The following is a 25,310-nucleotide window of genomic DNA, read 5'->3' on the forward strand; positions in this document are numbered from 1 at the left end:
CGGGGCCCTGAGGATCAGCAGGTCAGATCAGCCATCGGAAATCAGTTGATCAGCGGCACCAGGGCCTGCACGCTGTCGCCGGCCGCCAGTGGCTGCGGCAGTTCGCCGGGTTCGTCGGGATTCTGGGCCGAAAGGGTGGCTGGATCGAGGCGGAAGCTGCGGGTCGGGCTCAGCACCACCCCCAGGGTGGACGTTCCGCACACCTGCAGGTCCACCAGGGCGTCGCTGCGATCGAGGAAGCGCAGGCCGATCTGGCCCAGCTCGCCCCGCTGGCACCGCCGCAGACTCTCCAGCCGCAGGCGCTTGATCCGTCCCAGGCGGCTGGCCAGCACCACGTCCTGATCCGAGCGAGGGGCGCAGGCACCGGCAATCGTCTCGCCGGGCAGCAGCCGCAGCAGCAGGGGGCCCTGGGCCGCCCGCCCCATCAGCGGCACGTCGGCGTCCGTCAGCTGCAGGCGCAGCAGGCGCCCGGAGCTGCTGCCCACCACCAGGTCCTGGTCGTCGCTGCAGGGCACCACACGGCGCAGCACCACCCCGTCCTTCAGCTTCAGCACGGTGGCGGCACGGCCGGAGAGCTCCAGAAACGCGTCGATCGGCAGCCGCTTGAAACGGCCGTCGCTGCTCAGCAAGCCCAGGCTGCCCTCGGGTTGTGCCGGGAGTGGCAACACCTGAATGATCGGGTCATCGAGCAGGCTCTCGGGCAGGAACTTCTCCAGGCCGCCCTGCTGCTGTCCGGCATACTCCCAGCGCAGCAGGGCCACCCGCCCACCGGCGCTGAAGGCCAGCACGGCCGGTTTATCGCTCACCGCCAGGATCAGCCGCGCCGGGGACGGGTGCTCACCCAGCGGGGCGGCCTCCTCCAGATGCAGGCGGCCGAGCAGCTGGGGGCCCACGATCCGCACCTGGCCATCGGCCTGGATCAGCAGGCGACCATCGCCGGGCAGGGCGTCGAGCGCCTGCTGCCGCTGCAGCTCGGTGGTGGGTCGGGTGGCAGCGGCACGCTGTGCCACCAGGGCATCGCCGCCGGCCACCAGACGCGTGCGCCGGGGTGTGGCATAACGCTTCTTCAGGCTTTTCAGCTCAGTCACCATGGCGTCGAGCAGGGCCTGGCGGTCGTCGAGCAGGTGCCGCAGCCGCTCCCGTTCCTGTGCCAGCTCAGCGGCCTCCTGCCTCAGGCCGTCCTGCTCCAGGCTGGTGAGGCGCCGCAGCGGCATGGCCAGCACCGCCTCGGCCTGCCGTTCGCTCAGATCGAAGTGGACCTGCAGGCTCGCCTTGGCCGTGGCGGCATCCTTGGCCGCCTGGATCCGGGCAATCACCTCCTGCAGGGCATCGAGCGCCCGGATCAGACCCTCCACCACCTCCAGCCGGTCTTCAGTGCGGCGAAGGGCGTGGTTGGTGCGCCGGATCAGGGTGTGTTCCCGGTACTCCAGGAAATGGTTGAGGATCTGCCGCAGGCTCAGCTGCAGCGGCTGGCCGTGGACGAGCGCCAGCATGATCGCCCCGAAATTGCTCTGCAGGGCCGTGCGGCGTTGCAGTTCAGCCAGCACCTTGGCGGGCTCCCCGTCGCGGCGCACCTCCACCACCACCCGCATGCCATCGCGGTCGCTCTCGTCGCGGATGTCGGCGATGCCACCGATCTTGCCGTCGTTGACCTGCTCCGCCAGCTTCTCGATCCAGCCCGCCTTGCTCAGCTGGTAGGGGAGTTCGGTGATCACCACGGCGCCGCGGCGGTGGCGCCCCTTGCCGGGCTGCACCTCCTCGATGTGGGCCACCCCCCGCATCGGGATGCTGCCGCGGCCGTTCAGGTAGGTGTCGCGCACGCCGCTGCCGGTGAGCACTTCGCCGCCGGTCGGAAAGTCGGGGCCGGGGACCAGTTCGAGCAGTTTGTCGTCGCTGAGATCGGGCTTGCGGATCAAGGCGATCAGGGCGTCCACCACTTCGCCCAGGTTGTGGGGCGGAATGCTGGTGGCCATGCCCACAGCGATGCCCGAGCAGCCGTTCAGCAGCAGGAAGGGCAGCTGCGCGGGCAGCACGGTCGGTTCCTGCTGGGAGGAATCGAAGTTGGGGGCGAAATCAACCGTGTCGTTGCCGATTTCATCGAGCAACCCCTGATTGGCGATCGGTGCCAGGCGCGTTTCTGTGTAGCGCATCGCCGCTGGCGGGTCGTCGTCGACCGAGCCGAAGTTGCCGTGGCCATCGAGCAGCGGATGGCGGCTGGCGAAGGTCTGCACGAGGCGTACCAGCGCGTCGTAGACGGCCTGGTCGCCATGCGGGTGGTACTTGCCGAGCACATCACCCACCACCCGGGCGCATTTTCGGTAGGGCCGGTCTGGGGTGAGACCCAGCTCGTGCATGGCAAACAGGATGCGCCGCTGCACGGGCTTGAGGCCATCGCGCACATCCGGCAGGGCCCGACCCACGATCACGCTCATCGCGTATTCGAGGTACGACCGCTGCATCTCCTGATGCAGGGAGATCGGTTGGACGCGCTCCTCTGCCATCCTGTTCGGGGGTCTGGGGGCGGAAGGGGCTCAGCCTACAGATGCTGCCTGGCGGGCCCAGCTGCTGGTGGCTGCTCAGGTGGAGGGTTCTTCCTCCGTCTCCATGGTGCCTGAGGCATTGGCATTGGCCCTGTCCACAGCGGCCTTCAGGTCGGGATGGCTCAGCAGGGTCTTGGTGCTGGCACGCAGGCGGGGCCCCCAGAGTTGTTCTTTCTGATAGGCGTCAAGCACGTAGTTGGGTTCGATCGCCAGGGCCTCGCTGGCAAGCCTCCGCGCTTCGCTCTGTCCGTCCGGGGCGGCGGAGAGGCCGGCTGCCAGCGCCAGCATCGGTTCCGCCGCCTTGGCGTTGATCTGCAGGGCCTGGCGCCAGCGTTCGATCGCCTCGCCCCGGCGGCCCAGCTCATAGAGCACCAGCCCCTGGTTGTTGATCGCCTCCCAGAAGCCCTTGCGCAGCCCGGAGGCACGCTCAAAGGCCAGCAGGGCCCCCTGGGGGTTGTTGAGCAGCAGCTGGGCGTTGCCGAGATCGAAGTGGGCGCCTGCGTTGCGCCCATCCAGCCGCAGGCCCTGCTCCAGCAGCCCCACCGCCTGCTGCGGCTGACCATCGCGCAGGGCCAGGGAGCCTTCGGCGAACCAGATGCCGGGGTTGCGTGGATCGAGCTGCTTGGCCCGCGCCAACGAAGCCGATGCCTGCTTGCTCTGGTTGCTGCGCAGCTGGGCTTCCGCCAGCAGCACCCAACCGCGCGGGTCGCCAGGCAGCAGCTGCACGGTGAGGGCCGCCAGACGGGCCGCATCCTCCGCTTGGCCCAGGCGCAGCAGGCGGGTGGCCGCCTGGGCGATGCCCAGCCCTGCCGCTTCCAACTCCGCGGTCTGCGGAACATAGGCGTAAGGGACCAGCGCGAAGGCCGGCGGCACCGACCCTGCCAGAACGGAAAACGTGAACGGTGCTGCCGTAAGACTCGCCAACCAGCGCGGGGCCATGCCGGGCGTTCCATTCCAGAACCCACCCTAGAGCGGCGGTTCTTGACTTCTGCAGGCGAATGGCCTCTCTATTTCAGGCGGGCACTGTCAGCTGGCAGGGCCGGGCGTGCCCAGCCTCAGCATCGCCCGCAGGTTGCGCCGCCACATCCAGGGCTTGATGCGGCGCAGGGCCGAGGCCCGCAGCCGCTCATCCCAGTCGTCGTCACTCCACTGCAGCGCCTCCTCCGGCTGCAGGTCGAGCATCCAGGTGCGCGGCTGCAGGTCGGGATCGCTGGACACGGGCAGGTCCTGGTCGTTCCAGGGGCAGACGTCCTGGCAGATGTCGCAGCCGGCCACCCAGGGAGCCATGGCGGCGCTGATCGCCGGCGGCAGCTGCGGCTCGCGGCTTTCGATCGTGTGGAAGGCGATGCAGCGCCGCGCGTCCACCACGAACGGCTCGGTGATGGCGCCGGTGGGGCAGGCGTCGATGCAGCGGCTGCAGCGCCCGCAGAGTGGCTCGGCCGGAGCATCCGCAGGCAGCTCCAGGGTGGTGAGCAGATGGCCGATCAGGAACCAGGAGCCCCGGCGGGGGTGGATCAGGTTGGCGTGTTTGCCGATCCAACCCAGGCCGGCCTGCTCGGCCCAGGCCTTGTCGAGCAGGGGAGCGCTGTCGACACAGGCCCGCCAGCGCACCTCCGGCGCCTGTTGCTCCAGCCAGCGGCCCAGCTGGCGCAGGCGGCTGTCGATCACCCGGTGGTAGTCGCGACCCCAGCCGTAGCGGGCGATCGCCGGGCGGCCGGGGGTGCGGATCGCGGCCACGTTGTAGTTGAGCCCCACCGCCAGCAGGCTGCGAACCCCAGGCAGCAGCCGCTGGATTTCCGCCCGGCGTGGATCGGCCATCCAGTCCATCGAGGCGTGGTGGCCTGCGGCCAGCCAGCGCTGCAGGGCCGCCGTCCGCAGCTGCATCCGTTCATCCGGCTCGGCGACACCCAGCCCCACGGGGGCGAATCCCAGCAGCAGGGCCTGCTGTTTGAGGGCTGCGGCCAGGGCTGCGGGAGACAGGCGTTCCTGGTCGGGTTTAGATCCCACCCGTACAGTTGCGCATCACCGTCATTCTGCTGTGATCTCCGCCTCTTCCGGACGTTTCGGCGTGCTGCTGCGCTGGCTCGGTCTCACCCTGGTGGTGCTGCTGGCCCTGCAGCTCACCTCCGTGATCCTGATCGGCAGCTGGGAGGATCCCACCTTCCAGCAGCTGCTGGTGGAACGGCTGATCAGCCAGGCACCGATGGCGCTGGTGGGCCTGCTGCTGATCCTGCTGGGCTGCCGCCTTGATGTGTCCCACGAGGGCCGCACCCCCCTGCGCTGGGTGGTCACCGTCGTGGCAGCGGTGCTGGCGATCGGCCTGGCTGTGGCAGTGCCGGTCACGGTGAGCGCCGATGGCTCAATCACCGCCCAGACTGAGCAGAGCCTGGCCACCAAGCGGGGCCAGCTGGAGATGGCCAAGCAGCAGAGCACCAATCCCCAGGTGATTGAGCAACTGGTGCGTCAGGCCGAGCAGGCGGGCCAGGTGCCGCCCCAGGCCACGCCTGAGCAGAAGCAGCAGGCAGCGCGCGGCTTCATCGACCGCCAGTTGCAGCAGATGCAGGACCAGCTGAAGCAGGAGGAACGCTCCAGCGTGCTGGCCCTCAACCAGCGCCGTTTCAACGGCACCGCTTCAGCGGTGGTGTTGGCCGTGGCGTTCACGTTGGTGGCACTCGCCGCGGTGCTCTGAGCCTCGGAAGTTCTGTGGCGAGATGGGCCGCTGCTTAACGGCGTCCCTGGTGGCTGGCTAGGTTGAAGTCTGCTTTTTGATGTCCGGTCGTTCCGGCCCGCTCTTGGTGCAATCGAATCCCCGCACTGATGAACCCCTGGGGGACCGTCTTCGCCAGGACCTCAAGAACGACCTGATCGCCGGTCTGCTGGTGGTGATTCCACTCGCCACCACGATCTGGCTGGCCACCACGGTGAGCCGCTTCGTGCTCGCCTTTCTCACCACGATCCCGAAGCAATTCAATCCCTTCAATACGCTGAGTCCGCTCCTGCAGGAGTTGATCAATCTCGGCGTGGGTCTGTTGGTGCCGTTGCTCGGCATCCTGCTGATCGGTCTGATGGCCCGCAACATCGTGGGCCGCTGGTTGCTCGATTTCGGCGAAGGCACCCTGCAGCGGATCCCCTTGGCGGGTTCGGTCTACAAAACGCTCAAGCAGCTGCTGGAAACCGTGTTCCGCAGCAACTCCACCCGCTTTCGCCGGGTGGTGCTGGTCGAGTACCCCAGCAAGGGCCTGTTTGCCGTCGGTTTCGTCACCGGTGTACTCGGAGCCGCCATGCAGAGCACGTCCGATCAACCGATGCTGAGCGTGTTCATCCCCACGGCGCCCAACCCCACCACCGGTTGGTATGCCGTGGTGCCCGAGCAATCCGTCCGCGACCTCGACCTCTCGGTGGAAGATGCCTTCCGCACGATCATTTCGGCGGGGATCGTCAGCCCCGATGATGAGCGCGGTGGTCAGGGCAACCGCAGCTTCTCCAGCCTGCTGGCCCAGCTGAGGGCCCCTGTGTTCACCGCCCCCTCTTCCACCAAGGCCTGAGGGGGTTCACCCCTTCTGACGATCCGATGCAGAGTCGCTCCGTTTCCAGAGAACTGGCTTTGTTGATGCTGGGCCAGGTGAGCGATCGCGTTCCCACCGCCGACCTCTCGCTTGAAGGCCTGTTGCACCAGGCCCTCGCCAGCCTCAGCCAGTGCGTGCGTGAAGCCCTCGACAATGCCGCGCTCGACCTGGAGCAGGCGCAGCAGCAACTGCTCGACAGCGAACTGGTCGATGCCGCCGATCAGGTGGTGCGCGTGCGCGGTCACCTTCAGCGCGGTCTGGCACACGCCGAGCAGGCGATCAACCGCCTGTCAGCGGGCCTTGAACTGCCGCGCCTGCTGATGTTGGCCGACCAGGAAGATGTGCGCCGCGGCGCGGTGGAGCGGGCGCGGGCTGTGCTCGATCACCGCGAAGACCTCGATCGCCGCCTCGATGAGGTGATGGAGGGCTGGCGGCTGAAACGCCTGCCGCGCATCGACCGCGACATCCTGCGACTGGCCGCCGTCGACCTCGACACCTTCGGCACGCCGGCGGCCGTGGCCTGCAACGAGGCCGTCGATCTGGCCAACCGCTACAGCGACGAGCAGGGACGGCGGATGATCAACGGCGTTCTGCGGCGGTTCACCACCGCGGCCCCCTGAGGCAGGCATGGTTTTCGACTGGTTCCGGCGCCAATCCGCCCCCCAGCCCGTGGCGGCTCCTGCCCCCTCTGCGGCTGAAGCTGAATCCGCTGCACCGACGACGGCCGCTCCCGCTCAGGACGAACGACCCGCTGGTGATTCATCCACAACTGCTACCTCCACCCCTGAGCCTTCTGAGGGCGGGTCATCCGCCAGCCAGGAGAGCACCGGCTCAGCATCTGAAGTTGCTGAGGCTGGCTCCGCTTCTGCTGCTCCAGCCCCTGCCCCTTCTGCCCCGGCCCAAGCCGGCACCCCTGCAGCCCCTGTCGTCGATCAGGACGCTCTTGCCTGGGCGCGCGAGGCCTATGCCCGGCTGAAGGCCCAGCAGGATGCGGCCAGGCAAAAGGAGCCCCCAGCCGAGCTGCAGGCGGTTGCGGCCGAGCAAGGGTCTGGGGCTCTACCCTCCGCTGCCCCGCCTGCGCAGGAGGAACCCGCGCCTGCTCCTGAAGTGGCTGCAGCGGTGCCCCCTGAGCCTCAACCTGAGGCCAGGCCCCAGGCACCGGCCCCGCCCGCAGGCGCTGCCGCACCACCAACCGCGCCAGCCGCACCGGCGCCCGCACTGTCGCTGCTTGAGCAGGCTGCGGCCCAGCGCCGCGAGCGCCAGCAGGAGTTGCTGGAACGGCCGGAGCCGCAGAGTGCAACCGCCACCGCCGCCTCCACCGGCGCCCCGGCTGCTGACACCGCCGCTCCCCAGCTGGGAGCGTTCGATGAAGCCTTCACCTGGTCGGTGGAGGTGCTGGCGGCCCAGGGCGTGCGTGCCGATCAGGTGTCGCTCGAGGAGATCGACTGGCTGGGCCGGCTGCGGCGCGGTCTGGAGAAGACCCGCCAGGGCTTTGTCAGCCAGATGCTGGAAACCCTCGGGGATGATCCGCTCACCCCGGAGGTTCTTGAGCAGCTCGAAACCCTGCTGCTGCGTGCCGATGTGGGGGTGAAGGCCACCGATCAGGTGCTCGAGGCCCTGCGGCAGCGTCTCAACCAGGAGGTGGTGGATCCGGGCGAGGGGCTGCGCTTTCTCAAGGAACAGCTGCGGGGGGTGCTGGAGGCACCGATCCAGGCCAGCGGCACGGCGTTGCTGGCCCCGCAGCGCGATCGCCTGAACGTGTGGCTGCTGGTGGGAGTCAACGGTGTCGGCAAGACCACCACCCTCGGCAAGCTGGCCAACCTGGCGGTGCGCAGTGGCTACAGCTGCCTGATCGCCGCGGCCGACACCTTCCGGGCCGCTGCCGTGCAGCAGGTCACGGTGTGGGGGGAACGCAGCGGCGTTCCAGTGATCGCCAACCCGAGCGCCAACGCCGATCCGGCAGCCGTGGTGTTCGATGCCATCGGTGCCGCCAGTGCCAAGGGCACCGAACTGGTGCTGGTCGACACCGCTGGTCGCCTGCAGACCAAGCACAACCTCATGGAGGAACTTAGCAAGGTGCGCCGCATCGTCGATCGCCTGGCGCCCCAGGCCAGCGTGGAATCGCTGCTGGTGCTCGATGCCAGCCAGGGCCAGAACGGCCTGCGGCAGGCCATGGCCTTCGCCAGCGCCGCCGGCCTCACCGGCGTGGTGCTCACCAAGCTCGACGGCAGTTCCCGCGGGGGCGTGGCCCTGGCGGTGGCCTCCGAGGCCGGCTTGCCGATCCGCTTCGTGGGTGCGGGCGAGGGTATCCGCGACCTCAGGCCGTTCAACAGCTTCGAGTTCGTTGAGGCGCTGCTGGCTGTCTGAGCCGGAGGTGGCTGTGACTGCCCCTCCGCTCGGGGGCGGCTTCTCTGCGCTTCAACCGGTGATGCCAGCCACCCGGTTAGACGCATCACGAGCGCTCAGCGCTTAACGCGCACCACTGCTACTCTTCGTTCCCCCGGCCGCTCCCGTGAGCAGTACGCCGCCCTCCCGTGTGCCTCCGCCCCCTCCGCGGGCCCATGGCACCCTGTCGGCATCCGCTTCGCTGAGGCAGCTGCTCGACAGCCTCAGCCGGGAGCAGCGGCGCAACCAGGAGCTGCTGGCGTCGCTGGCCTTTGCCCTGCGCAGTTTCACCAATTTCAACCGCTTTCTGGAGCTGGTGCCCCTGGTCTGCTCCCGGCTGGTGGAGGCGGAGGGCAGCCTGTTGGTGGTGTTTCACGCCGATGGCCGCCTGTGGCGCGAGCAACTGCATGCCTCGCCACCGGAGCGCTGCCGGCATCTGGTGAGCCATCTGGCCGGGCTCAGCGATCAGGATCTGGCCGCCGGCGCCGGCGATGACGCGGTGGTGGCCCAGCTGGATCTGGAGATGCGCCGCCTGCTGGGCCAGGTGCCGATGTTCGGCACTTCGGTGGTGGCCCGCAACCATCAGCGCGGCCGGCTTTATGTGTTCGGCTCCAGTCAGGGCGATGGTCCCAGCTGGAGTGATGTGCACCGGCGCCATGTGCAGCTGGTGGCCGATCTCACCGGTGTCGCGATTGAAAACGAGGTGCTGCAGGAGGACATGCGCCTGCATGAGCGCCTTGATCGCCAGCTCAGCACCGGCGCCGAGATCCAGTCGCAGCTGCTGCCCGATCAGTGCCCCGTGATCGAAGGGGTGGACCTGGCCGCCCGCTGCCGGCCGGCCTTCCGCGTCGGCGGCGACTACTACGACTTCATCCCCACCCGCCCCGAGCTGGTGGGACGGCGCCGTGAAACCGAGCGCTGGGCGCTGGTGATGGGCGATGTGATGGGCAAGGGGATCCCGGCCGGCCTGCTGATGACCCTGCTGAGGGGCATGCTGCGGTCGGAGGTGCTGAGCGGCCACGCGCCGGACCGGATCCTGCGGGATCTCAACCAGCTGGCGCAGGAAGATCTGGCCCATTCGCACCGGTTCGTGACGCTCTTCTATTCCGACTACGACCCGCGCACCCACGTGCTGCGCTACGCCAATGCGGCGCACAACCCGCCGCTGATCTGGCGCCGCCAGGGCCACACGCTCGAACGCCTCGATGCCCCTGGCCTGCTGATCGGCCTGCAGCCCGAGGCCGAATACGGCTGCGAGCGCCTGGTGCTGGAGCCGGGCGACGTGCTCCTGTATTACACCGATGGCGTTACCGAGGCGGCGGGAGTCGGCAATGAACGTTTCGATGAAACCCGGCTGATGCGGGCCTTCGATCGCTCCTGCCGCTCCGGGTTGGGAGCGCAGGGGATTCTCGATCAGCTCTTCACCCGTCTGGATCGTTTTGTGGGCTCCGATCGTCAGCTCCAGGACGACGCCTCGATGGTGGTGCTGAAGGTGCGCGATGAGGTGATGCTGCCGGCACTGCCGGGCTGAAGCCCCCGGCCGCCGGGTGCAAAGCTTTGCCTGACGACAAACCTCGGCGGACATGGCCACAGAGTCTTCCCCTTCAGCGCGCGGTCGGGGGGTGTCCGGCGGTGCCGACGGCAGCTGGAGCGACCGTTTCGAGGAGGGCCTGCACCCGGCGATCGAGCGCTTCAACGCCTCGATCGGCTTTGATATCGCGCTGCTGCCTCAGGATCTGGACGGTTCGGTGGCCCATGCCCGCATGCTCGGTCGCTGCGGCGTGATCACCACGGCGGAGGCGGAGCGGCTGATCGAGGGGTTGGAACTGGTGCGGGCGGAAGCGGCCGCGGGCGGCTTCAATCCCGGCCTGGAGGCAGAGGATGTCCACTTCGCCGTCGAGCGCCGGCTGATCGCCCTGATCGGTCCGCTCGGCAAGAAGCTGCACACCGGCCGCAGCCGCAACGATCAAGTGGGCACCGATCTGCGGCTCTGGTTGCGGCAGAAGATCGACGGGCTCGATCGGGCTCTGCTGCGGTTCCAGCAGGCACTGCTGGCCCAGGCGGAGCAGCACGTTGACACGCTCATCCCCGGCTACACCCACCTGCAGCGGGCCCAGCCGCTCTCCCTCGCTCACCATCTGCTCGCCTACGTGGAGATGGCGGCGCGTGACCGGCAACGCCTGGGAGATGTGCGGCGTCGGGTGAACATCTGCCCGCTGGGGGCGGCGGCCCTGGCGGGCACCCCCGTGCCGATCGATCGCCGCCAGACGGCCGCAGAGCTGGGCTTTGAGGCGATCTATGCCAACAGCCTCGATGCCGTCAGCGACCGCGACTTCGCCGTGGAATTCAGTGCGGCGGCCAGCCTGATCCTGGCCCACCTCAGCCGCCTGGCAGAGGAGGTGATTCTCTGGGCCAGCGAGGAATTCGGCTTCGTGGCCCTCACCGACCGCTGTGCCACCGGCAGCAGCCTCATGCCTCAGAAGAAGAATCCGGATGTACCGGAACTGGTGCGGGGCAAGGCGGGCCGTGTGTTCGGCCATCTTCAGGCCCTGCTCACGATGATCAAAGGATTGCCCCTGGCCTACAACAAAGACTTTCAGGAAGACAAGGAAGCGCTCTTCGATGTGGTGCGCACCACCGAAGACTGCCTCGAGGCGATGGCGATCCTGCTGGAGGAAGGCATCCGGTTTCGCCCGGAGCGCCTGGAGCAGGCAGTGGCCGCCGATTTTTCCAACGCCACCGATGTGGCCGACTATCTGGTGGCTCGCGATGTTCCCTTCCGCGAGGCTTACCAGCTGGTGGGCGGGTTGGTGAAGCGCTGCCTTGCGGAAGGCCTGCTGCTGCGAGAGCTGCCGCTGGAGCGCTGGCAGGCGTTGCATCCCGCCTTTGAGGCGGATGTGTATGCCGCGATCGAACCGCGGCAGGTGGTGCGCGCACGTCGCAGCGAAGGGGGCACGGGCTTCGATCGGGTGCGTGAACAACTCGCCCTGATGCGCCAGCGGCTCGATCCGATTCCAGCGGAAAACCCTTGAAGCAGAGAATGGCGGTCCTAGGGTTGGGGTGTCACCTCCGATGGGTTCTTTCCGAGGCCGTCGAGGTTGATGCCATCAAGGCCCCTGTTCTCGGTCCAATCGGTTTCTTCGGTCAGTGAGCATTTTCGTCGGCAACCTCCCCTTCCGCGCTGAGCAGGAAGATGTGGCTGAATTGTTTGCGCCTTTCGGCGAAGTCGTGAGCTGTTCTCTCCCCCTCGAGCGGGACACAGGACGTAAACGCGGCTTTGCCTTTGTGGAGATGGCCGATGAGGCCACGGAAAGCAAGGCCATTGACGGCCTGCAGAACGTGGAGCTCATGGGCCGCCCGTTGCGCATCAACAAGGCCGAGCCCCGCGGCAGCGGCGGGCCGCGTCGCAGCGGCGGCTATGCCGGTGGCGGTGGTGGTGGTGGATATGGCGGTGGCGGCTATGGAGGGGGGGGCTACGGCGATCGGGGCGGCTCTGACCGGGGTTCCTCCGACCGCGGCAGCTCCGACCGTGGCGCTTCAGAGCGTGGCAGCCGTGGCTGGGAAGATCGCAGCCGCTTTCAATAAGCGCCCGTGTCCTGCCTTGAACCCCAGCGCGCGATAGCGCAGCGCCTGGAGCCTCTTCCCCTGGAACTGCAACGCCTCACGCCGGACTGTCGGGGAGACAGGAGCCCTCAGAGCCCCTGATCCTCCAGTTCACGGCAGGCCTGCTCCAGCACCTCGGCCCCGGCCGTGGCCTGGCCGGCGGCTTCCCCCAGCCGCCGGCGCCAGTGCCTGGCCCCTGGAACGCCCTCCACCAGGTGCACCAGGTGCCGGGCGATCGGCCACAGGCGGCCACCGCCGGTGCACCACCGCTCTGCGTAGGGAACCAGACCGCGCACCACGCTTGAGGACGTGGCGATCGGCGCTGTGCCGTCGGCAAACAGGTCCGCGTCGACCCGGGTCCAGCGCAGCGGATGCTCATAGGCCGCCCGCCCCACCATCACGCCGTCGAGGTGCTGGAGGTGGGGCCGGCATGCCTCCAGATCCTGCAGCCCTCCATTGAGCTCGATCGTCAGGTCGGGCCGTTCCTGCTTGAGCTGGTGCACCCGGTCGTAGCGCAGGGGCGGCACGGTGCGGTTCTGCTTGGGGTCGAGTCCCGTCAGCCAGGCCTTGCGGGCATGCACGGAAAACCGGGCGGCGCCGGCGCCGGCCAGCTGCTCCACAAAGGCCAGCAGCTCCGCGTAGCTGTCGCGCTCATCGATGCCGATCCGGTGCTTCACCGTGACGGGCAAGGGGCTGGCCGCGGCCATCGCCTCCACACAACGGGCCACCTGCTCAGGGTCCGCCATCAGACAGGCCCCGAAGCGGCCTTTCTGCACCTTCTCGCTGGGGCAGCCCACATTCAGATTGATCTCGTCATAGCCCCAGGCGGCGGCCAGGCCGGCGGCCTCCGCCAGCAGCGTGGGGTCATCTCCGCCCACCTGCAGGGCCAGCGGCTTTTCGCTGGGGTCGAAATCCAGCAGCCGTTCCCGCCGGCCATGGTGGAGCGCCTGGGCCACCACCATCTCGGTGTAGAGCAGGCTGCGGCGGGTGATCTGCCGCATCAGCACCCGGAAGTGCCGGTCGGTGCAGTCCATCATCGGCGCCACACTGAACCGGTGCGCGGGCAGCTTCCGCCCCACCTGCAACTCACCCTCTGCCATCTCCCCATGCTGCCTTCTGAGTGCCCCCTGGTGGTGGCCGGTGGTGGCCCGGCCGGCTACATGGCCGCGATCACGGCCGCGGAGGCCGGACTGGCCGGGGTGCTGCTGCTGGAGGCCACCGATCAACCCCTCGGCAAGGTGCTGATCAGCGGCGGCGGCCGCTGCAATGTCACTCATGCCTGCTGGGATCCGCGTGCCCTGGTGGGTCACTACCCCCGCGGGGCGCGGGCGCTGCTGGGGCCCTTCAGCCGCTTCGCCACCGGCGACACGCTGCGCTGGTTCTCAGACCATGGCCTTGAGCTGGTGGAGGAGCCCGATGGGCGGCTGTTTCCCCGCAGCAACCGCTCCAGCTCCGTGGTCAGAACCCTGGAAACGGCGGCGGCGGCGGCCGGTGTCACGGTCTGGCGCGGGGCCGCGCTGCGGGGGGCTGCGGCATCAGCGACGGGCGGCTTCGCCCTGCAGGTGCGCCACCGCGAGCAGCCCTTGCGCTGCCAGCGGTTGCTGCTGGCCACCGGCGGCCACCCCAGCGGGCGGCAGCTGGCCGCCGGGCTTGGCCATCAATTGGTGCCCCCGGTGCCCTCGCTGTTCACCCTCGCGCTGGAGGCCAATCCCCTGGCGGCGCTCAGTGGCGTGGTGATGGATCCGGTGGAACTGGAGCTGGACGTGCCGGGAGGAGAACGCTTTCGCCAGAGCGGCATCGTGCTGCTCACCCACTGGGGGCTCAGCGGCCCTGCCACCCTGCGCCTCACCGCCTTTGCGGCCCGTGCCCTCAAGGACCATCGCTACCAGGCCCGCTTGACGGTGAACTGGTGCGGAGGCCGCTCCGCCGCGGATGTGGAGGCGCTGCTGGCGGCCTGCCGCCGGGACCAGCCCCGCCGGCAGCTGGCGGCCTGCAGGCCCTGGCCGGAGTTGAGCCGGCGCCTGTGGCTGCATCTGCTTGAGCGGCATGGGGTGGACGGGCAGAAGCGCTGGGCCGATTTCGGCAAGGCCGACCAGCGCCGGCTGCTGGAGGGGCTGCGGGCCAGTCGGTATGCGGTCAGTGGCCGGGGCCCGTTCGGTGAAGAGTTCGTCACCGCAGGCGGAGTGGCCCTGGGCGAGGTGAACCTGGCCACGATGGAGAGCCGTAAGCAGCCAGGCCTGTTCCTTGCCGGCGAACTGCTGGATGTGGATGGGGTGACCGGCGGTTTCAACTTCCAGCACTGCTGGACATCCGGTTGGCTGGCGGGACAGGCGATCGCCCAGCAGGCGAAGCTTGCGACAGCTGCGAACTAGGCGTTGATCATCCAGCGTTCCTAGCTAGGGCTGCTTCTTCTGAATGAGAAACATTGAGAGAGCCTGCAATCAGCTTGCCCACCCCTATGGCCAATAGCCGATATTCTTCTTGTAATGATCTATCTGATCTTTTCAAAAATGGAGAACATTGGCAGATACATGGCCAGCAGAATCGAAGCCACGATGATGCCAATGAGCACGATCATGGCGGGCTCTAGTAGGGAGGTGAGCGCTTTTACGGCAGCTGAAACCTCATCTTCATAGAAGTCAGCTACTTTGGCGAGCATGGAATCCATCTCACCAGTTTCTTCTCCCACCACCAGCATGCTCAATGCCATTTCGGGGAAGACGCGCTTGCGTGAGAGGGCGGTACTCAGCAGGACGCCGTTCTGAAGCTCCCCGCGGCAATTGTCAATAGCGTCAGAGAGAATGCTGTTCCCCACGGTGTCGCGCACGATTTCAAGTGACTGGAGGATGGGAACTCCGGCACGGCTGAGGGAGCTGAAGGTGCGGCAAAATTGCGCCGTTGACGTTTTTTGGATGAGATCACCAAACAGGGGAATCTTCAGAATGGCTGCATCTACTTGCCGTCTACCTAGCGGAGTTGTGTAGTATTTGCTAAACAGGATGACAGCAAGAATGATGATTCCCGTCATGTAAATCGAGAAAGGCGAGCGTAGTAAAGCGCTGAGGTCCACCATGAATTGGGTGAATGGCGGTAAATCGGCACCTAGCTGATCGAAGATGCCCGCAAAGGTTGGGATTAAGAAGATAGTCATCCCCAGAAAAACAGCTATAGCGATCACCAGCACCGCAACTGGGTATCCCAGGGCCCCCTTCACCTGGTTCTGGAGTCTGGAGGTCTGCTCAAGCAAGAGTGACAATCTCTTCAGTGATTCATCAAGCACACCCCCGACCTCACCCGCTTCGATCAAGGCAATGCTCAAACGATCGAACACCTTTGGCCATTTGCGCATGGAGCTGCCCAGGGTTTCACCCTGACTGACTTCGACACTGATGGCCTGTAGAGCGCGCTTGAAGATTGGATTCATCTGCTGAGTAGCGAGCAGAGTCAGGCTGCGCACAATCGGAACGCCGGAATCCACCAAGGCCGCGAGCTTGCTAGCGAACAGGGCCTTGTCCTTGACTCCGGGTGACTGTTCAAACAGCGGCCCTAGGTTGATTTCCTTGTTCAGCAAGCTGCCGTCCTGCTGTTTCTCGCCTCCCTGGCTAGCCGCTCTTGCGAAATCCTGAACAAGCTTGGTTGTTGTGATCCCGCGACGCCTCAACTCACTGCGCGCTGCTGTCATATCGACTGCGGCCAGTTTTAGTTTCTTGGGCTTACCATCTCTACCGCTATAGGTGGCGATGAACTGGACTGTTGGTGTTGATCGAGTCTTTGCCTTTGCGAGCGGAGATGGGCTGGAGCCGCCCACAGCCTGTAGGGTGGTCGGGAGGATGCCGCGCTTTCTCAGGTCACGCCGTGCGGTTGCCAGATCCACTGCGCTGACGCGAAGCTCCTTGGTGTGCCCTCGGCTGGTGGTGTAAGTGGCGAGAAACGAGGCCATTCGGGAACGATTAGGAAAGGGTGCTGAGCAGGCGGTTGAGCTCCTCTGGTTTGACGGATTTTGAGCGGGCTTCTTCTAGGCTGATCTCTCCGTGCATGACAAGCTCGCTGAGGGCTTTTTCCATGGTCTGCATGCTCAGTTGAGCCCCGGTCTGAATCTGGGAGTAAACCTGCGCTGTTTTTCCCTCCCGAATCAGATTGGCGATGGCTGGGGTATTGATCATGATTTCTTGCGCCATCACTCGGCCCCAGGAGTGCTGGTCAGGATTCAATCGCTTGCACAGAGTCTGAGCAAAGATGGCAGCAAGACTGCCGCTGAGCTGCGCGCGGACCTGAGTCTGCTGGTTGGCGGGAAACACATCCACCATCCGATCGACTGTTTGAGCGGCGGAGCTCGTATGCAGGGTGGCAAAAACCAGATGGCCGGTTTCTGCGGCCGTGATCGCCAGCTGGATCGTTTCCAGGTCGCGCATCTCACCAACCAGAATCACATCAGGGTCTTCTCGCAGAGCGGCACGTAGGGCGTTGCTGAAGCTCTTGGTGTCGTCGTTCAGCTGGCGCTGATGCACCAGGCTGAGATTGTTTCGATAGGTAAACTCAATGGGATCTTCAATCGTGATCACATGCAAGGCCTTGGTGCGATTGATGTGATCCAGGAGGCTGGCCAGGGTGGTGCTTTTGCCGGATCCGGTAGGTCCCGTCACAAGCACGAGCCCTGAGGGCCTGTCCGTAATCTCCACAACCACCTCGGGCAGGCAGAGGTCTTCAGGGGTGGGTATTTTGCTGCTGAGTGCTCGTAGGCAGGCCGCGTAGGTGCCGCGTTGGCTGTAGACATTCACACGAAAACGGGCCAGACCTCGTAGCGCATAGGAGCAATCAAGTTCCCAGGTTTGCTCCAGATGTTTCCTCTGGGCATTGTTCAGGATCGAGAAGATCAGCCGGTTGCACGTTTCTTCCGTGAGAATTTCTTCATGCATCGGCCGCAGTTCGCCGTTGAACCGTCCATAGGGACGTTGTCCGGCGGCCAGGTGCAAGTCACTGCCCCGTGCTTCCACCAGCTCGCGCATGAAATCTTCAATCACGAGTTCCATGGGCTTCGCGGCGTTGAGCAAGCTTCGTGACGTTGCGCAATTCTGCACGCCTTAAGGGAGAGCATCAAGGGTCAGGCCCTCTCTGTCAGGCAGTAGGGGCATTCCAGCCATTCATCCTTGAGCCCGGCCCCGCAGCCGCTGCAGCTCAAGGTGGTGAGGGCTCTGGCACGGCGTTCCGATTCAAGCTCCGTGTCGGTGAGCAGCATGCGCTCCACCTCCTCCAGTGTGGTGTGCCCCTCCCGCACCAGATCCAGGCCGTAGCCGAGCAGGGTTTTCATCCCAGCTTCCAGGGCCAGCTTGCGGATCACATCGGTGCTCGCCCCCTGTGCCACCGCTGAAGCGATGGTTTCATTGAACTGGAGCACCTCGTAAACGCCGATGCGGCCTTTGTAGCCCCTTCCCTGGCAGGTGCTGCAGACGTGGGTGGCATCCGGTTCAGGCCGAAAGGCTTTGTAGAAGGTGACCTTTGTATCAGGGCTGGATAGGAGGCCAAAGTGGCCGAGCTCTTCAGGGCCGGGGCGATAGCTCACCCGGCACTTCGTGCAAACGTGCCGCAGCAAACGTTGCGACACGATTCCCAACAGGGAGGCACTGATCAGAAAGGGCTCCACGCCCATTTCGTTGAGGCGGGCGATCGCACTGGGGGCATCGTTGCAATGGAGGGTGGTGAGCACGAGGTGTCCGGTCAAGGCGGCCTCAATCGCAGTCTTGGCCGTTTCTCCGTCGCGGGTTTCCCCTACCAGCAGAACGTCGGGGTCCTGCCGCATGAAGGCCCGCAGGGCATTGCTGAAGTCGTAGCCCTTGTCGCGGTTCACCTGGGTCTGGGTGATGCCCTTGAGCATGTACTCAATCGGGTCTTCAACTGTGGAGATGTTGATACCCGGAACGTTACGCTCCGACAGCAGGGAGTAAAGCGTGGTGGATTTACCGGATCCGGTTGGTCCGGTAACCAGGATCATCCCGAAGGGGCGTGACCCCAGCGTGCGCACCAGATTGAGGATCGCTGGAGAGCTGATCAGCTTGTCAAGACCAAGCTTTGTGGCGGAGCTGTCCAGCAGCCGCATCACCACCTTTTCACCCCAGCGGCTGGGCAGGGTGCTTACTCTCAGTTCAATTGTCCGCCCGTTATAAACCCGTCGAATGCGGCCGTCCTGCGGCATCCTCCGTTCGGAGATGTCCAGATCGGCCATGATCTTCAGCCGTGAGGTGATTGCAGGGATGAGGCTTCTTGGCAGGAGTTCCAGAGGTTGCAGCACGCCGTCCTGGCGGAAGCGGATCTGCAGGCCATCTTCCTGAGGTTCAACGTGCACATCGCTGGAGTCACTGTCGATCGCCTTGATCAGAATCCGATTCACAAGACTCACCACCGGCGAAGCACTTGCGGCGGCAATGCCCTCATCAAGATTCATATAGGCATCGTCTTCGGCTGGCGCTTCGTCGAGCTGCCGTTCGAGGCTCAAGTTCTCCAGCAAGGAGACCCGCTCCACACGGGCCTCCTGCTGCGCCTCTTCGGGGTTCGGCAAGGAATCACCTGAGCCGTCACCATCACGAGCGACAGCAGCACCTAGCTCCTCAAGCCTCGCCTTGAGCACCACCTCGATTTCGCCCTTTAGAGCAAGACGCAAATCGGGTTCCAATCCGTCGCCAGCGATCGTCTCCATCAGCTCGTGACGCTGGCCCGATCCCCAGAAGGTGGGCACGGCCAACACGAGCCGGTTCCCGATGCGCCGAATCGGCAAGCTCGCCAAGTCGCGCCACCTCTCACTGCCGATCGAAGGGCAGGCCTCAAACGCTTTTGGATCCGCCTGCTCCAGCTCCTGCGGACGGAGCACACGTTCCCCAAGCAACAACTCCACCTCCAAGCGCTGCTGGGTGGGGGTGATGGCATCCGGCACCGGACGGGTTGCCGAAAGGGTCATGGCAGGAAGCGGCTCTAGGGGGAAATGCCTATGTGGGGCTGAGATTTCACGCACCCAAGGCCCCTTTCTAGACCAGATCCCCTCTGAAGGGCTGCTTGTTTGCCGCGATCATGGCGCACCTGGTGAGTGACGGATGCCGAGGTGCGGGCTTCCGCCGCTTGTGGGAGGCACGCGTCACCCTCCAACATGTTGGTGTCAGATCTGCGATCCAGCCGGCATGAGTGGCGAAGCCTCTTCCTTCTCCCAGGATTCTGAGGCCCCTGCGGAGGCACCTCAAGCGGCCTCCACGGAGGCCAATGTCGAGGGTCTTGCCAGCGAGGCGAATGAATTGATCACGCAGCTCGAAGCCTCCGCGGCCTCGGCCGACGCCTCCGCCCAGGCCGATGCCATCGGTTCGGAGGCCGGTGGTCCCGAGCAGCGGATTCAGGAACTGGAGGCGACGCTCAGCAGTCTCCAGGCCGAGCACGAGGGCGTGCGCAGCCAATACATGCGCATCGCCGCCGACTTCGATAACTTCCGCAAGCGCCAGAGCCGCGATCAGGACGAGCTGCGCATGAAGATCACCTGCTCCACGCTCGCGGAGATCCTGCCGGTGGTCGACAATTTCGACCGGGCGCGCCAGCAGCTGGACCCCCAGAACCCCGAAGCCCAGGACGTGCATCGCAGCTACCAGGGGCTCTACAAACAGCTGGTCGATGTGTTCAAGAATCTGGGCGTCTCGCCGATGCGCGTGGAGGGGGAGCCGTTCGACCCCAACCTGCACGAAGCCGTGCTGCGGGAGCCAAGCGACGAGGTGATGGAGGACGTGGTGATCGCCGAACTGCAGCGCGGTTACCAGCTGGAAGGCCGGGTGATCCGTCATGCTCTCGTGAAGGTGTCGATGGGCCCCGGTCCTGCCGGTGGGCCCAACGCCGCCAACGCCCCGCACGGGGACACTGAACCCATGGCCGGCGCGGATCCGAGTTGATGGCCGATTACTACGACCTTCTGGGTGTCAGCCGTGATGCCGACGCTGACACCCTCAAACGTTCCTACCGCCGGCTGGCGCGGCAGTTCCACCCGGACATCAACAAGGATCCCGGCGCCGAGGAGCGCTTCAAGGAGATCGGGCGCGCCTATGAGGTTCTGAGCGACCCCCAGACCCGCGCCCGCTACGACCAGTTTGGTGAAGCGGGTGTGTCCGGTGCCAGCGGCGGCCCCGACATGACGGATATGGGCGGCTTCGCCGACCTGTTCGAGACCTTCTTCAGCGGTTTCGGGGGGGCCGGCGGTGCCAGTGGTCCCCGCCGCCGTGGCCCGCGCCAAGGCGATGACCTGCGCCTTGATCTCACGATCGGTTTCAGCGAGGCCGTGTTCGGGCAGGAGCGCGATGTCCAGATCCGCCACCTGGAAACCTGCGCCACCTGCGAGGGCAGCGGCGCCAAGCGGGGCAGCGGGCCCACCACCTGCGGCACCTGCTCCGGATCCGGCCAGGTGCGCCGTGCCACCCGCACCCCATTCGGCAGTTTCACTCAGGTGGCGCCATGCCCCACCTGCGAAGGCACCGGCCAGGTGATCGCCGATCCCTGCGGCGATTGCGGCGGCCAGGGGGTGCAGCAGGTGCGCAAGAAGCTGCGCATCACCATTCCAGCCGGCGTCGATTCAGGCACCCGGCTACGGGTGACGGGCGAGGGCAACGCGGGCCAGCGGGGCGGTCCGGCCGGTGACCTTTACGTCTACCTGTTCGTTCAGGCCCACGACCACCTGCGCCGTGAAGGCATCCACATCCAATCGGATGTCACGATCAGCTATCTCCAGGCGATCCTCGGCGACAAGATCGAAGTCGACACCGTTGATGGTCCTGAAACCCTGGAGATTCCTGCTGGCACCCAGCCCGGTGCCACGCTCACGCTCAACAACAAAGGGGTGCCGCGGCTGGGGAATCCCGTGGCCAGGGGGAACCATCACGTCACCGTGAAGGTGCATATTCCCACCAAGCTCTCCAGCCACGAGCGGGATTTGCTCGATCAGCTCGCCGGTCACCATTCCGGCAAGGAACACCCGCACAAGAGCGGTCTTTTCGGGGGACTGTTCGGGTGAGGGCCGCCGCCTGCCCATCACCATGAAGCCCGCTGATGCCTCCACTGCTCCCGCGCCGGCCCAGTGCCTTGACCTGCGCGGCACACCTTGCCCCGTCAACTTCGTGCGCACGAGGCTGGCGCTTGAAAAGCTGCCGCCAGGTGCCTGGCTTCAGGTCGATCTTGACGCAGGCGCCCCTGAGTTACTGGTGAGCGAGGGCATCCGCGAAGAGGGGCATGAGGTGCTGCGCATGAAGCCCATCGATGGCGCCGGGGCGCGTCTGCTGATCTGCCGCGACGGGGCCTGAGCGTGGAGCAGGAGCCGGTCACCGGCCGGGTCGTGGCTCTGCAGGCCAATTTCTGCAGGGTTTGGCTCGATCGGGCCGGCCCTGACAATCAGCTCGAACTGCTGTGCGTGCGGCGCACCCGGCTGGGCAAGAGCGGCCAGCAGGTCCATGTCGGGGATCAGGTGAGCCTCGATGGAATCGACTGGGCCGCCGGTCGCGCTGCGGTGAGCCGCCTGTTTCCTCGCGGCAGCCGGCTGGAGCGGCCCGCCGTGGCCAACTGCAGCCGGTTGCTGGTGGTGGTGGCGCTGGCGCAGCCGGAGCCGGATCCCGTCCAGATCACCCGCTTTCTCCTGGCGGCAGAGGCCACCGACCTGCAGGTGGAGCTGGTGCTCAGCAAGGTTGACCTGGTGTCCCGACCCGCCCTGGAGGCGTGGCTGGTTCGCCTGAAGGGCTGGGGGTATGACCCGATCGGCCTGAGCGTGGCCACAGGTGAGGGGCTCGAGCTGTTGCGGCAGCGGCTGGTGAAACCGGGTATCACCGTGCTGTGCGGCCCTTCCGGCGTGGGCAAGAGCAGCCTGCTGAACGCCCTGATTCCAGCGCTTCAGCTGCGGGTGGCTGCAGTGTCCGGGCGGTTGCAGCGTGGCCGCCATACAACGCGGCACGTGGAGCTGTTCGCGCTGGGATCCGAGGCCCTGCTCGCCGATACGCCGGGATTCAACCGGCCGGATCTGCCGCTCGATCCCACCCGGCTGGCCGCGTTGTTTCCTGAAATGCGAGAGGCGCTGCGTTCGGGTGCGTGCCGGTACCGCAACTGCTTGCACCGCGGCGATCCCGGTTGCTGCGTCGGCACCGACTGGGACCGTTACCCCCACTACCTGCAGGCCTTGGAGGAGTTGTTGGCGGCCGGTGGCTCAGGGCCAGCGCGCCGTACGCAGGAGCCGGATGTTCAGGCACAGCGGACCGAGGTGCGGCTGGATCGCCGGCAGCGCCAGCCCTCTCGCCGCCGGCTGCGGCAGAGCCAGCAGGAAGGGCTCAGCCCCCCATCCCCGTCAGATTGAGCCCACCGGTGAGCTCTTCCATCCGCTCCTTCATGGTCGCGGTGGATTTTTCGTAGGCGGCCCGCAGCGCTTCGAGGGCGGCGGCTTCGGTGGCTTCGGCGCCGCAGGCCACCAGTTCAGGAGCCAGCCTGACCCGCAGGGGCTGTTGATTGCCCGAGAGCCACACGCTGGCTCGGCCGTCCTCACTGGTGCCCTCCAACTCCATGGCATCCAGTTCGTCCTGCAGTTTCTGGGCGTCCTGCTGGATCTGCTGAGCCTTGCGGAACGCTTCGGTGAGCTGGCCGAAGTTGGGAAGACCGAAGCCTGCCATGGGGACGATGTCGTGGGGCCACAGCGTACGTGGGCCGCCACGGTCGTTCAGCAGCACCTCTGGAACGGCTTGCCCCCCGCCGACACCCTGTTCAATCGGACATCGTTGCCCGATCGAAGCTGCCCAGGCGCTTCACTTCCGGGTGGAGCTCCAGGCCATGGGCCTGACGCACCCGCTCCTGCACCCGTTCGATCAGGCGGTTGATCTGCGCGGCGGTGGCCTCCCCCGTGTTGACGATGAAGTTGGCGTGCATGGGCGACACCATGGCGCCGCCCACCGTGCTTCCCTTGAGGCCGAGTTCCTCGATCAGCCGGCCCGCCTTGAGCGGTTCCGGGTTGCGGAACACGCTTCCGCAGCTGGGCAGGTGGTAAGGCTGCGTTCCGGTGCGGCTCTGCAGATTGGCGCTCGTGCGCCGGTCGATCGCACGCGGATCATGGCCGGCGCTCAGCTGGAACCGGGCCGAGAGCACCAGCAGCGGCTCCTCCTGCAGGCGGCTGTGGCGGTAGGCGAACTCCAGGCTCGACGCCGGCAGGATGAAGGGAACGCTGCCCGGATCCGGCGCCACCACGGTGACGTCGCGCAGCACTTCCGCCGTGCAGCCTCCCTGTGCACCGGCGTTCATCGCCACAGCCCCCCCCACGGTGCCCGGGATGCCCACGGCCCATTCCAGCCCGCTCAGGCCCGCCCGGGCCGCCCGGCGCGCCAGGGTGGGAATCGGTTCTCCCGCTCTGGCTTCCACCAGGCCCGTGCTGGCGTCCAGCTGGCTGCCCTGGAGGCGGCGTGAGCAGAGGGTCAGGCCCGCCAGGCCGCTGTCGCTGATCAGCAGATTGGAGCCCGCGCCGATCAGGCGCCAGGGCAGACCGCGCTCCCAGGCCCAGCGGGCCATGGCGTGAAGCTCTTCCTCACTGGAGGGTTCCCCGAACCATTCGGCGGGGCCGCCCACCTTCCAGGTGGTGTGAGCGGCGAGCGGCAGCTGGGCGCTCAGATTGGCCGGTGGTTCGCCGCCCGCCATCCCTCAGGCAGCCAGGGGTGTGACGACAGCGGCGCCGGGCAGGGCCTTGAGCCGGTCCCACAGCCCGTTGACGTCCCCGGCCCCCATCGCCAGCACCAGGTCACCGTCCTGGCTCAGCGTCGCCACGTCCTGGGCAAGGTGCTGCATGTCGGCTGCCACGCGCACCTCAAGGGCGGGGTGCAGCGCGGCGATGCGCTCCGCCAGCGATCCGCTCGACACCCCGGGGAGTGGCGCTTCGCCGGCGGCATACAAGGGCGCCAGCAGCACGGCATCGGCCTGGCCGAGGGCCTGGGCAAACGCTTCGCCGAATTCCGCCGTGCGGCTGTAGCGATGGGGCTGGAACACCGCCACCACCCGCCGCGGCACCGCCGGCAGCGGGCTGCGGCCGGTGCTCACCATCAGCCGCGCCATGGTCAGGGTGGCATTCACTTCGCTGGGATGGTGGGCGTAGTCGTCGACCACCAGACGCCCCTGCCAGCTGCCGCGGAAATCGAAGCGGCGGCCGGGGGCGCTCAGGGAGGGAATGGCCTGGCTGAGCGCTTCGAACGGCACCCCTTCCAGCCGGCAGGCGGCCAGGGCGCCGGTGGCGTTGCTGAGGTTGTGACGCCCGGGCAGCGGCAGCCGGAACTGCCCCACCTCTGTGCCCTGCTCGTAGAACGCGGCCAGGGTGCCGTCCCCCTCTTCTGCCACAGCGATGGAGGCGAAGTCGGCTCCGTCCGCGCTCTCGATCGACCAGCAGGCGCTGGGCTGAAAATGCTGGTGCAGCACCGGGCAGTCCCGGTTGGTCAGCAGCCGGCCGCAGCCGGAGGCGAATTGCTGCAGGGTGCCGATCAGGGCCTCCAGGTCGGCGTAATGGTCGGTGTGGTCGAGTTCGAGGTTGGTGATCACACCCAGGCTGGGCCGAAACTTGACGAGCGAACCGTCGGATTCGTCGGCTTCCGCCACCAGCAGCCTGCCGTTGCCCACCCGGGCGTTGCTGCCGAAGCCTGGAACGATGCCGCCGATCACGGCCGTGGGGTCGTTCGCGGTGGCGGCCAGCAGGGTGGCGACCATGGTGCTGGTGGTGGTCTTGCCGTGGCTGCCGGCGATCGCGATCGCGTCCTGGCTGTTGATCAGGGCCGCCAGCACATCGGAGCGGTGCACCACTGACAGACCCACGCGGCGGGCTTCGACCAGCTCGGGATTGGTCTGGGGAACGGCGGAGCTCACCACGATCTGCGGATCGGCCGCGGCTGTGGTGCGGATCGCCTCGATGGTGGTGGCGCTCTGCTCCTGAAACACCCGCACACCCCGGCGGCGCAGGGCCTGCAGCACGCTGTTGTCGCGGGGGTCGGAGCCGCTGACGGAAAAGCCCCGCTCCACCAGGATCTCGGCCAGGGCGGACATGCCGATCCCGCCGACACCGATGAAGTGCAAAGGCTGCCCGCGATCGACCAGCAGTCCCAACGGCGTCTCCAGGATGAACCGAAACTTAAGCGGCAGGATCCCCGCTTGTCCCTGCTGAGACACCTTGTGGCACCCGGCATGGCTCCCGTGGGGGCAG

General features: G+C 66.6%; 21 protein-coding genes and 1 pseudogene. 12 read left to right on the plus strand and 10 right to left on the minus strand.

Annotated features, from left to right (window positions below; all coding sequences use genetic code 11):
• Positions 1-41: 41 nt before the first annotated feature.
• The 3 genes from KQ303_RS02375 to queG form a co-directional block, all read right to left on the minus strand.
• On the minus strand, positions 42-2,501 hold the full coding sequence (locus tag KQ303_RS02375) for a DNA topoisomerase (ATP-hydrolyzing) subunit A (protein WP_259728999.1): 2,460 nt from the start codon (positions 2,499-2,501) through the stop codon (positions 42-44).
• Between the two features lie 75 nt (positions 2,502-2,576).
• On the minus strand, positions 2,577-3,479 hold the full coding sequence (locus tag KQ303_RS02380) for a tetratricopeptide repeat protein (RefSeq protein WP_259729000.1): 903 nt from the start codon (positions 3,477-3,479) through the stop codon (positions 2,577-2,579).
• A gap of 87 nt (positions 3,480-3,566) precedes the next feature.
• Positions 3,567-4,547 (minus strand): tRNA epoxyqueuosine(34) reductase QueG, encoded by a 981-nt coding sequence (gene queG / locus KQ303_RS02385; protein WP_259729001.1) that lies wholly within the window; start codon positions 4,545-4,547, stop codon positions 3,567-3,569.
• 31 nt (positions 4,548-4,578) lie between these two features.
• Here queG and KQ303_RS02390 point away from each other — a divergent pair, with 31 nt between their 5' ends.
• The 7 genes and pseudogenes from KQ303_RS02390 to KQ303_RS02420 all read left to right on the plus strand — a co-directional run.
• Entirely contained in the window at positions 4,579-5,229 is a 651-nt protein-coding gene (locus KQ303_RS02390) for an HpsJ family protein (protein WP_255141031.1), read from the plus strand.
• A 79-nt stretch (positions 5,230-5,308) separates the two neighbouring features.
• On the plus strand, positions 5,309-6,085 hold the full coding sequence (locus tag KQ303_RS02395) for a DUF502 domain-containing protein (protein WP_259729002.1): 777 nt from the start codon (positions 5,309-5,311) through the stop codon (positions 6,083-6,085).
• Positions 6,086-6,111: 26 nt separating this feature from the next.
• Positions 6,112-6,726 (plus strand): transcription antitermination factor NusB, encoded by a 615-nt coding sequence (nusB, locus tag KQ303_RS02400; protein WP_259729003.1) that lies wholly within the window; start codon positions 6,112-6,114, stop codon positions 6,724-6,726.
• A 7-nt stretch (positions 6,727-6,733) separates the two neighbouring features.
• Positions 6,734-8,473 (plus strand): signal recognition particle-docking protein FtsY, encoded by a 1,740-nt coding sequence (gene ftsY / locus KQ303_RS02405; RefSeq protein WP_259729004.1) that lies wholly within the window; start codon positions 6,734-6,736, stop codon positions 8,471-8,473.
• Between the two features lie 145 nt (positions 8,474-8,618).
• Complete coding sequence (locus KQ303_RS02410; protein WP_259729005.1) at positions 8,619-10,022, plus strand: PP2C family protein-serine/threonine phosphatase; 1,404 nt, start codon at positions 8,619-8,621, stop codon at positions 10,020-10,022.
• A gap of 52 nt (positions 10,023-10,074) precedes the next feature.
• Positions 10,075-11,523 carry an argininosuccinate lyase gene (gene argH / locus KQ303_RS02415; protein ID WP_259729006.1) on the plus strand — a complete coding sequence of 483 codons (1,449 nt, stop codon included), beginning with the start codon at positions 10,075-10,077 and terminating at the stop codon, positions 11,521-11,523.
• Between the two features lie 115 nt (positions 11,524-11,638).
• Positions 11,639-12,064, plus strand: a pseudogene (locus tag KQ303_RS02420) (RNA recognition motif domain-containing protein); the annotation flags it as partial.
• Positions 12,065-12,183: 119 nt separating this feature from the next.
• Here KQ303_RS02420 and dusA read toward each other — a convergent pair.
• Positions 12,184-13,131, minus strand: a complete 948-nt coding sequence (dusA, locus tag KQ303_RS02425) for a tRNA dihydrouridine(20/20a) synthase DusA (RefSeq protein WP_255100473.1) — start codon at positions 13,129-13,131, stop codon at positions 12,184-12,186.
• 69 nt (positions 13,132-13,200) lie between these two features.
• Here dusA and KQ303_RS02430 point away from each other — a divergent pair, with 69 nt between their 5' ends.
• Entirely contained in the window at positions 13,201-14,466 is a 1,266-nt protein-coding gene (locus tag KQ303_RS02430; protein WP_259729007.1) for an NAD(P)/FAD-dependent oxidoreductase, read from the plus strand.
• Between the two features lie 119 nt (positions 14,467-14,585).
• Here KQ303_RS02430 and KQ303_RS02435 read toward each other — a convergent pair whose 3' ends face one another.
• From KQ303_RS02435 to KQ303_RS02445, 3 genes are all read right to left on the minus strand, one after another.
• Entirely contained in the window at positions 14,586-16,034 is a 1,449-nt protein-coding gene (locus KQ303_RS02435; protein ID WP_259729008.1) for a type II secretion system F family protein, read from the minus strand.
• A 10-nt stretch (positions 16,035-16,044) separates the two neighbouring features.
• Positions 16,045-17,124 (minus strand): type IV pilus twitching motility protein PilT, encoded by a 1,080-nt coding sequence (locus KQ303_RS02440; protein ID WP_259729009.1) that lies wholly within the window; start codon positions 17,122-17,124, stop codon positions 16,045-16,047.
• Positions 17,125-17,195: 71 nt separating this feature from the next.
• Positions 17,196-19,043, minus strand: a complete 1,848-nt coding sequence (locus tag KQ303_RS02445; RefSeq protein ID WP_259729010.1) for a GspE/PulE family protein — start codon at positions 19,041-19,043, stop codon at positions 17,196-17,198.
• A 217-nt stretch (positions 19,044-19,260) separates the two neighbouring features.
• On the opposite strand from KQ303_RS02445, the gene grpE reads away from it, so the two are divergent.
• Genes grpE through rsgA form a run of 4 tightly spaced genes read left to right on the plus strand, consistent with a single transcriptional unit; the run spans position 19,261 to position 22,445 of the window.
• On the plus strand, positions 19,261-20,010 hold the full coding sequence (gene grpE / locus KQ303_RS02450) for a nucleotide exchange factor GrpE (protein WP_259729011.1): 750 nt from the start codon (positions 19,261-19,263) through the stop codon (positions 20,008-20,010).
• Positions 20,010-21,122, plus strand: coding sequence for a molecular chaperone DnaJ (gene dnaJ, locus KQ303_RS02455; RefSeq protein WP_259729012.1), 1,113 nt, complete (start codon positions 20,010-20,012; stop codon positions 21,120-21,122). Before grpE ends, dnaJ begins: the two co-directional genes overlap by 1 nt.
• 22 nt (positions 21,123-21,144) lie before the next feature.
• A complete protein-coding gene (locus KQ303_RS02460) occupies positions 21,145-21,408 on the plus strand; it encodes a sulfurtransferase TusA family protein (protein WP_259729013.1) in 264 nt (87 codons plus the stop codon).
• 2 nt (positions 21,409-21,410) lie between these two features.
• Positions 21,411-22,445, plus strand: coding sequence for a ribosome small subunit-dependent GTPase A (gene rsgA, locus KQ303_RS02465; protein ID WP_259729014.1), 1,035 nt, complete (start codon positions 21,411-21,413; stop codon positions 22,443-22,445).
• Here rsgA and KQ303_RS02470 read toward each other — a convergent pair.
• From KQ303_RS02470 to murC, 3 genes are all read right to left on the minus strand, one after another.
• The gene (locus tag KQ303_RS02470; RefSeq protein ID WP_094511181.1) at positions 22,420-22,755 is read right to left on the minus strand and encodes a YbaB/EbfC family nucleoid-associated protein; all 336 of its coding nucleotides are present in this window, start codon (positions 22,753-22,755) and stop codon (positions 22,420-22,422) included. The genes rsgA and KQ303_RS02470 overlap by 26 nt on opposite strands.
• 91 nt (positions 22,756-22,846) lie before the next feature.
• Positions 22,847-23,767 (minus strand): UDP-N-acetylmuramate dehydrogenase, encoded by a 921-nt coding sequence (murB, locus tag KQ303_RS02475; protein WP_259729015.1) that lies wholly within the window; start codon positions 23,765-23,767, stop codon positions 22,847-22,849.
• A gap of 3 nt (positions 23,768-23,770) precedes the next feature.
• On the minus strand, positions 23,771-25,213 hold the full coding sequence (gene murC, locus KQ303_RS02480) for a UDP-N-acetylmuramate--L-alanine ligase (protein WP_259729016.1): 1,443 nt from the start codon (positions 25,211-25,213) through the stop codon (positions 23,771-23,773).
• Between the last annotated feature and the right edge of the window lie 97 nt (positions 25,214-25,310).

This window comes from Synechococcus sp. CS-1333, assembly GCF_025128015.1.
In the GTDB taxonomy this organism is placed as follows: domain Bacteria; phylum Cyanobacteriota; class Cyanobacteriia; order PCC-6307; family Cyanobiaceae; genus MW101C3.